We start from the raw sequence: 8,150 nt of genomic DNA, 5'->3' as shown, positions 1-8,150 counted from the left end.
ACGCCGGGCGTATGGATTGGGTTGATCGTGATCGCATCATGTACCGAGTGGTGCAGTGGGCAGGCCGCGAAGTTCAACGTCATTCAGCGTTTTTTGTGGACTGTTGAACGATCGCCTTCGCAGACTTTTCGTCCGTGCTCACGACGCATCAGTTGGAGGACAGAATCGATCGAGAGCGAGCAAAAGTTGGGGAGGCTGCTCATCAGGGCCGCTTGTGTTTTCGGTGGCGGCGCCGGTTTCGTTTGAGGTCGGCTGATCGGTCTCGCAACGGTGGGAGCAAGCCATGCGGTTGATCATCGAAGCAAGGTTGGTCGATGGCGAAAGTGACCCGCTCGAGGAGGGCGACGGAGTACTGGCCGCCATTGAGCGCCCTGACCGTAGTGTTGCCGAACTGGGTCTGACTCTCACGGAAGGGCGGTCGCTGCTCGCAAAGGTGCAGACCGAACTGATTTCGAAAAAGGTACAGCGGTGGCTCTCACCTGATCTGGCCGGAACGCACCACGGCAGCGGCTTCGCCATGCAACCGGACCGAGGTCGGATCCCCATTCAAAACAAGGAATTGGACGAGCGCGGCAAGGGTTCGCCACCAAGCCGGGCACCACATCGGTGGGCAACGTCCACGCAGATACAGCTGACCGTCCCAAGGAAATCCCCGAGAATGCACGCCGCTCAGGATGCGTAGCGAAAGCCCTACCGGGCGCTGGAAATAAGCCGCGACATCAGGCTCGCTCGCGAACGGCCACCGAAGCCAACGCCGCCGGCCGCTGCGCATTCGGCAGTACCCCCCGCGGCTCGCCCTTCACAGCAGCACTGACAGTCGCCTGCGTGACGAGCCTGAACGTTGCGACAGACCCCGCAATGCCGAGCAGCATCGGGATCAACATGTCGTGGCCGACCTGCGTGAACTCCACCATGAGCACCAGCGCGGTCATAGGCATCTGCATCGATGCAGCGAGGAACGCCGCTGCGCCCACAATGGCAAAGGCGCCCGCCGACGTCCCCGGCCACATCATGTTCCACGCGCCACCGAGCACGACGGCGAGCAGCGCGCCGTTCGTGAGGCCTGGCGTAAGCAGTCCACCTTCGGCGCCCGCGCGCAGGCTGCCCATCTCGATCGCGACCTTCAGCACGAGGAGGATCGCGGCCAGTCCGATACTGAGCGCGCTGTCGAACGAAAGCGTCGCGGCGCCTTTGCCGTTGCCGGCCAACTGCGGGAAATAGATGACGAGCGCGCCGATCAACGCGAAATTGACGAGCGCAAAGAGCGGTAATCGCGCGTCCTTCGGTGCGCGGGCGCGGGCCTGTTCGGCGAGCCGGGTGAATCCCCACGCGGCAAAGCCAAAGAGCGGACCGCAGATCGCCGACCATACGACAAGCGGCGTAGTCAGCGCGAGCGGCCCGATCAGCGTGTACTGATGTTCGTTGCCGAGTCCGAGCCAGGCGGTGGCAGCCGCAATCGTCGAGGTCACGACAGCGGGCACCAGCGCCCTCCATTCGAACGTGCCCAGCAGCACTTCGAGCACGAACAGCGCGCCGCCGAGCGGCACGTTGTAAACCGCGGCAAGACCTGCACCTGCGCCGCAGGCAATCATGATGCGGGTCTCGCCGGCGCTCAGCCCCGCGCGCCGCGCAAGCCAGCTGCCCCACACTGCGCCGATCTCGCGCGGCGCCACCTCGCGGCCCAGCGGTGAGCCGAGCGCCACGGTAACGATCTGCAGCAACGCATGAACAACGGTGCTCGCGCCCGGCATGCGCGGCCCGTCCGCCTTGACGGCCCGCTTGATGCTCACGAGCGGACGGCCGAAGCGGTAGAGCGCCCACCATCCGATTCCGGCAACGAGTCCACACGCCAGAAGCGCCACGAACCGCCGTCCGGGCGAAGCGGCAGTCACGCCGGTCAGAAAACTCTCATGGCCGACAAGGCGATCCAGGCTGTAGCCATACGCGAGGTGCTGGATAGCGTGGAGCAGCAGCGCCAGCAACATGCCGCCCAGGCCGGCGCCGACGCCCGTCAGCACACTGACCGTTGCTAACGCCGCGAACGCCGGCAGGCGGCCACGCCCGGCGCCCAGGCGGGCAATCAAGAAAGATTCGGAAGCCATGATGCGTCGCCAGACGAGGGAAAACCCGTATCTTAGTTGCGCAGCAACATGCGCTGTATGACTTATTTTTCCGAATTAATTCTCTCAGATCATGGTGGCCGACTTAGGTCGGCGTCGGCAGGAACGACCACCAGCAAACCTGATTGAGCGCCTGGATCGACACCGACGGGCTCAGTCCCGCATTCACGCTCGCAGTCCAGCCGTTTTGCGCACTCGTGGTATCCGAACAGCTGTTCACGTAATCGAGCGTGCCGGTGAAAAAAGCGCTGCGCGGCAGCGCGACTTCCGTGCTCTTCCAGGTTTGCAGCGCCTGGAGCAAGGAACTGTCGGTGGAAGGCAGGAAGACCTGTTCGAAAAAGACGCCGTCGACGAGCATCGGGAACGACACACCGCCGCTCGCCCCGCTGATCGCCGAGGTCGGCGCCGCGTTGAGCAGGATGGGCGCATTCGGGAACGCGTTGCGCAGCTGCGCAACGAGGTCGAGGCCACCTTGCTTGCACGTGCTGTCGCACGGCCCCTGCGCGGCGTTCGCCGCGTGGCCGACGATCTCGAAATTGTCCAGCATGAAGCCGTCGACACCCGTCGCCGCAAGCCGTGGCGCGACGTAGTTCACGATGAGGTTCTGGTAGTCCGCGTTGCCCACGTTCATCCAGTACTCGGAAAAACCGCTGTACCTGCCGAGCTGCGCTGCCTGGTTCGCGCCGCACGACACGAAACCCGCGGGCACGGTTTGCCAGTACGAGCGCCATGTCTCGCAGGCGCCCACATTCAGGTAGCTCAGCACCTTTGCGCCGTGCGATTTCAGCGTCGCGATCTGGTCGGCAGTGAAGTTGGGTGTCGTGCCGCTGGGATCGGCGTCGATCACGATCACGTTGAAGCTCGATGCAAGCCGCGCGAGGTCGACCTGCGATGCCTGCCCGTAGTAGACCTCCCAGACTGGCTTCGCCGGTAGATTGCGAGCCGCAGCAATCGAGACGTTTGTCGAGCCTGAGAGCGTGCTCGCCGTGCTGGTGCTGGCGGGGGCGCTCGTGGCCGACGTGCTGGTGCCGCCACCACCACCGCCTCCCCCGCCACAGGCGCCGGCAAACAGCGACAAGGCAAACGTGCAGTAGAGAGCGACGCGGCGGTTCAACAAGCGCAGGGATACTGACAAAGCGGACACTCCGGAAGAAAAGGCTGGCGCGGCGGCGAGCCGACCTCGGCCCGCAAACCAGAAGCAAACGGAACGCAAACGGGTTGCCGCAAGCGCCGCGCAAAACCTGTGTATTAACGACCTGTACCGTTCCTTCTTTAGCCGGCCGGGCCTCACTGCCCTGCCTTGAACGCGTACACGCGCCCATCGCCGGCCACATAAAGCCGTTGGTTCGCCGCCAGCATGGTAGCGAAGTGACGCACACCCGGCACACGCTCCTGCGCACTGCCGCCCGTGAACACCGGCTCGCCATTGTCCGCACGAAAGCCGTGCACGCGCTCGTCGCCTTCCGCGCCGACGACCCAGACGATACGGTCCGCGTTGCCGTCGCTCGTGGTCGTGATCGGGCTACCGGCGCCGTCCAGCGCCGCACACCAGGCTGTGCCGATACCGCCGCGCGATGCCGAAGCCACTCGCAGCACCGTGAGCCCCGCGCCGGCTTCGCCCGAAGGACACGCCGAACCCGCTCCCTGAAACGCAATGAAGACACCATCGGCCGTGGCCCACGAAGCCGGCGCCGTGCGCATCGAACTGGACGACACGCGCGCTACGTCCAGCGCGCCGCCTATACCGCCCAGGTTCTCGCGATCGAGCAGATACGCCTTGCCGTCCTTGCCCAGCGCGACGATCAGCTTGCGTCCGTGCAAGTCGATCGGGACAGGGTTCACGCCGCTCAGGTCGAGATCCGCGTCGTCCAGTTGCTTCCAGTCTGCCGGAGCGAAGAAGTCGCGGGAATCGGCCGAATGGCGTAGGTCGGGCCTGAGGCGAATCACGGCTTCGCCGTCGCCCCACGTGCGCGTGCCTTCGGTGTTGCCCGTCGAGACGAACAGTTGGCCGTCCGCCGCCGCAATGCCACCCGGCGCCCAGATGCCGCCTTTCGCCGCGCGCGTGGCCCACACGTTCGCTACGCCCGGATGGTCGAGCCGCACGCTCACCACCATGCCGCGATAGTCGCCGCAGTCGCCCCAGTTGCCGCCGTAAGGCACGAAGAGTTGTCCGTCCATCAACGCTAGCGCGCTGCGCTGGTTCTGCGCGCGCGAGGTGAACGCCACGCCGCGCGTCTTGAGCGCCGCTTCCATGTCGAGCGGCCAGCCCTTTTGCACGGCGCCATCGCGCAGCGAGAGTCCGAACACGAAATGACGCGGCTGCCCTTCGCGCAGCACCATCGCGTCGAGATAAAGCGTGCCGCTCGCCGCATCGATCACCGGCGTGCCCGTCACGCCGAGGGGATCGATATTGCCGCATGGCATCGCGCTGCGCGGCACCGCGGGACCGAGCGCCGTGCGCCAGACGGTGCGGCCCGTGGCGGCATCGAGCGCGTAGACCGCGTTCGTTTCGGTGGCGACGATCAGCAGCCCGTTCGACTGCGCTCCCGCGCCCGTGTCTGCCGAATGCCAGTAAAGCGGCTGCGCGTTGACCGCGCCTTCGATCTTGCCGTCGAAGCCGGTATCGCGTTGCAGATGCGCGGCGCGCTGCCAGGTGAGACCGGACACCACGTACTGCCCGCTGCGGTCCGGCGTGCGGTGATGCATGGTGACGGAATCGGCACCTTCGCCATGCGCGTCGCCCGCTGCCGAGGCGGTGAGCGATGCGAACAGCAGCGCGGAAAAAAACGCCGAAAAAAACGCAATACGAATCGATGGAATGAGAGCCGCGCGCACGTGCACCTCCGTTCGTACCCGTCGGCAACGCGTCGGCGAATGGAACGTGCGGTACGCCGGGCGTCGCATCGTGAGCGTGGAAAGGCCCTCGTTCGAGGGCCTCGTAGGGGAGCGCTGATTCTACCGTCGATGCCGGGGCAGCGTGATGTCAGCTTCATGCAGAAGGACGGTCGCGACCGTTGCCGTGCGCGGCAACAACCGGCGCGAATGTATGCGATGGCCCCCCCCTGAAGACGCATTCCGGAACGCACCTCCGGACGCACTTCAAGACGGCTCGCGGCCCGCCTTGCCGCTGCCCTGCCCGTCACCCGGTCGAGCGTTGCCCGTGGGCGCAGGATCGCCCGCCGGTTGTTCAGCGCCCAACGGCTTTTGCGCCGCTACGTCCGCCTGCGCCGCTTCTGCGTCGCGCGACTCGTGACCCGGCTGGCTCACCTCGGCGGCTCCACCCTGCTTCGCCGGTTCGCCGCTCACCCACACCGTGCGCTGCGGGTTCGCGATACGGATGCCGCGCGCCCGGAACTCGTCCGCGATGCGCCGGTTGAACTCGCGCTGTACGCCCCAGCGCGCCTTGTCGGTACATTGCACCTGGCCCGCAAGTGTGACCGCCGCGCCATCCACCGCGTCCACACCCCAGAACGCGAAGTCCGAGAGAATGCCGGCCTTGAACCTGTCGTCTTCGCGCAAGGCGGCGCCAATCTCAGTTAGCGCCTCGACGGCGCGGTCCACGTCTTCGCCGTAAGCGATGTTCACCTTCACCGCTGCGTTGCCGATGCCGCGATTCGTGTTGTTGATGGTCGTGACCGAACTGAACGGCACCGTGTGCAACGAGCCGTCGCCGGCGCGCAGCCGCACCGTGCGAATCGACAGATACTCCACCGTGCCCGATACGCCCGCGAGCGTCACCCAGTCGCCCACCTGCATGGCGTTCTCCATGAGCAGGAAGATGCCCGTGATGAAGTCCTGCACGAGCTTTTGCGAACCGAAGCCGAGCGCCACGCCGAAAATGCTCGCGCCCGCCAGCAGCGGCCCCGTGTTCACGCCGAGTTCCGAGAGGCCCGTCAGCACCACGACGAGCGCGATCACGATGAAAAGCAGCGTGCGCACCATCGGCACGAGCGTCCTCAACCGCGCGGCACGCACGAAGTCGCCGCTCGTGGTCCAGTTGTCGAGTCGCCGTTCGATGGCGACGTTGATCGCCTCCCACGCAACCAGCGCGACGACCGCCGCAACGGCGATGGTCGCCAGCGCCGACGCGAGCCGGTGCCCTACGGTGCCGTCCGCGAACAGCATGCGCAGGTCCACGCCCCACACGAGCAACAGCAGGAACACGGTGACGAGGGTCACGAACGCCGAGACGATGCCGCGCAACAGCGGGTAATAGCGATACGCGCGCTGCTGCACGAGCGACGAGGGCGCCCCTTCCTTCTGCTGGAACAGACGCGCGAGCGCGCCGTGCAACACGATGGACGCCACGCGTGCACCGATCAGGATGGCAACCGACATTCCGCCCGTATGAAGCAGCAGGCTGTAGCCGTCGCGCACGTCGAGCGCCCAGACGAACCACAGCGCCATCACGACGAACACCGCGATGCCGGCCCACGCGTCGGCAAGCAGATTGCCCGCAATCGAAAGCGACTGGCGGTGAGCGCTGTGCTCGCGCAGCCAGGCGGCCACGGGCTTGCGGCTTTGCAGAATCATCACGGCGATCATGACGTGCGCGATGAGCGCGATCGCCTTCATCAACGCCGCGTGCGCGCCTTCGTTGAGCCCGAGCGCCGCGGCGGTCTCCGCTACGGCCGCGCCGGCGCCCGCAATCACGACGATGCGCACGATCCAGCGCTGCAGCCACACCGCCCAGTGGTCCGAGAAAAACAGCAGCCGCAGACCCGGCGCGTCGGGCTGCGCGAAGAATTCGCCGACGATTACGACCACGCGGCAGATCACGTAGATATCGATGAGCGAGCCGATCACGCTGTCCGCGGGCGAACCGTCTGTCGTGAAGAGCGACATGGCGCCGCTCGCCACCGCGACGAACGCGACGAGCGGCAACGCCCGCAACAGCGCGCGTAGCGCAGCGCGCGGCAGATGCCGCAGCAGCGACCAGTGCTGCGCGGCGTGCAGCTTGCCGCGCGCTTCCTTGGCGGCGCCGCTGCGCGTGCGTGGCGCGGGGGGCGTCGTCGGGCCTGCGGGCGTGACGGGAACGGAATGGCTCGCGTCTTCGGCAGCGTCCTCCGCTTTACGTGCCGCAGCCGCCGCTGCGCGCTCGCGCTGCTCGGCCTGATCCGCCTGATCGCGCCGGCGTGCGGCGACGGTGCGAATCACGTGCCGCAGTGCGCGGCGCGCGCCCCACTCGACGATGAACGCCGGCAACAAGGTGGCAAGCAGCGCGAGCGCCACGTCGCGCGCCGCGGCCTGCTTCGCGGGATTCGTCAGCGCGTCGGCCCACCATGCGCGCAACGACGACACATCGAGCAATGCCGCCACGGATCGCCGCAGCGCCGTCCCCACGTGCACCGCCCAGTGCGCCCCCTGCCGCGCAAGCTGCGCGGCGAGCCCATTCGACTGCAATGCCGCGGAGGCCACCGTGCCACTTGCCGCTGTCGCCGCGCTCGCGGCGGCGGGCGCACTGGCGGGCGCGGCAAGCGCACCGGCTGCCGCGATGGCACGCAACGTGTTCTCGACCTGGGCGCGCCGTGCCGGGCTTTCGAGCACGTCGAGCGCGGCGCGCGCCTGGTCGGGCGTCAATCGCGGCGCACTGGCTGCGTCGGCCGACGCCGTGCTGGCCGGAGCAGCACTCGCAGGCGCGGCGGCCGCACAGGCGTTGCGCGCCGTACCCGCGGCGAGGAACAGCGACACCAGCAACACGAACGGAACGAAAGCGACAGACGTAGACGATTTTTTTCGCATGAGTGACGTAACAGGCAACTTCGATGAAAACAGTCAGGGCGATCGCGGTAGCACGGCTCGTGCCCCGCGGCGGCAGCGACGGGCGATGCAAGGTGATGCGGGAAAAGCGCGTGGGCCGGGCCTTCGGATCGAAACCGGTATCGATAAGTCCGCGCGCGGGCCTCTCAGGTTCCCTCACACGTCACCCTATGCCACTCAAGAGCGGCCGCGCCGGCACCATCCCTAGCCATTTTCAAACCCTCAGGCGGCCCTGCGCGGCTTGATTCAGGTCAACGCCGGCAAACAGAC

Annotated in this window: 5 protein-coding genes; 1 reads left to right on the top strand and 4 read right to left on the bottom strand. The window is 66.8% G+C overall.

Translation table 11 applies throughout. The annotated features are described in order from the left end of the window. Positions 1-283: 283 nt before the first annotated feature. A complete protein-coding gene (locus PXJ20_RS06075; protein WP_421030426.1) occupies positions 284-682 on the top strand; it encodes a hypothetical protein in 399 nt (132 codons plus the stop codon). Between the two features lie 37 nt (positions 683-719). On the opposite strand, the gene PXJ20_RS06070 is transcribed toward PXJ20_RS06075, so the two are convergent. From PXJ20_RS06070 to PXJ20_RS06055, 4 genes are all read right to left on the bottom strand, one after another. Beyond that, positions 720-2,102, bottom strand: a complete 1,383-nt coding sequence (locus tag PXJ20_RS06070) for a chloride channel protein (protein WP_421030425.1) — start codon at positions 2,100-2,102, stop codon at positions 720-722. A 103-nt stretch (positions 2,103-2,205) separates the two neighbouring features. Next, entirely contained in the window at positions 2,206-3,255 is a 1,050-nt protein-coding gene (locus PXJ20_RS06065) for an endo alpha-1,4 polygalactosaminidase (protein WP_421030424.1), read from the bottom strand. A gap of 152 nt (positions 3,256-3,407) precedes the next feature. After that, positions 3,408-4,955, bottom strand: a complete 1,548-nt coding sequence (locus tag PXJ20_RS06060) for a PQQ-binding-like beta-propeller repeat protein (protein WP_421030423.1) — start codon at positions 4,953-4,955, stop codon at positions 3,408-3,410. A 264-nt stretch (positions 4,956-5,219) separates the two neighbouring features. Then, entirely contained in the window at positions 5,220-7,862 is a 2,643-nt protein-coding gene (locus PXJ20_RS06055) for a mechanosensitive ion channel family protein (RefSeq protein ID WP_421030422.1), read from the bottom strand. Positions 7,863-8,150 lie beyond the last annotated feature (288 nt).

It is taken from the genome of Paraburkholderia sp. A1RI_3L (genome assembly GCF_048957895.1).
Classification (GTDB): Bacteria; Pseudomonadota; Gammaproteobacteria; order Burkholderiales; family Burkholderiaceae; genus Paraburkholderia; species Paraburkholderia kururiensis.
This window is presented reverse-complemented; position numbering and strand designations above follow the sequence as displayed.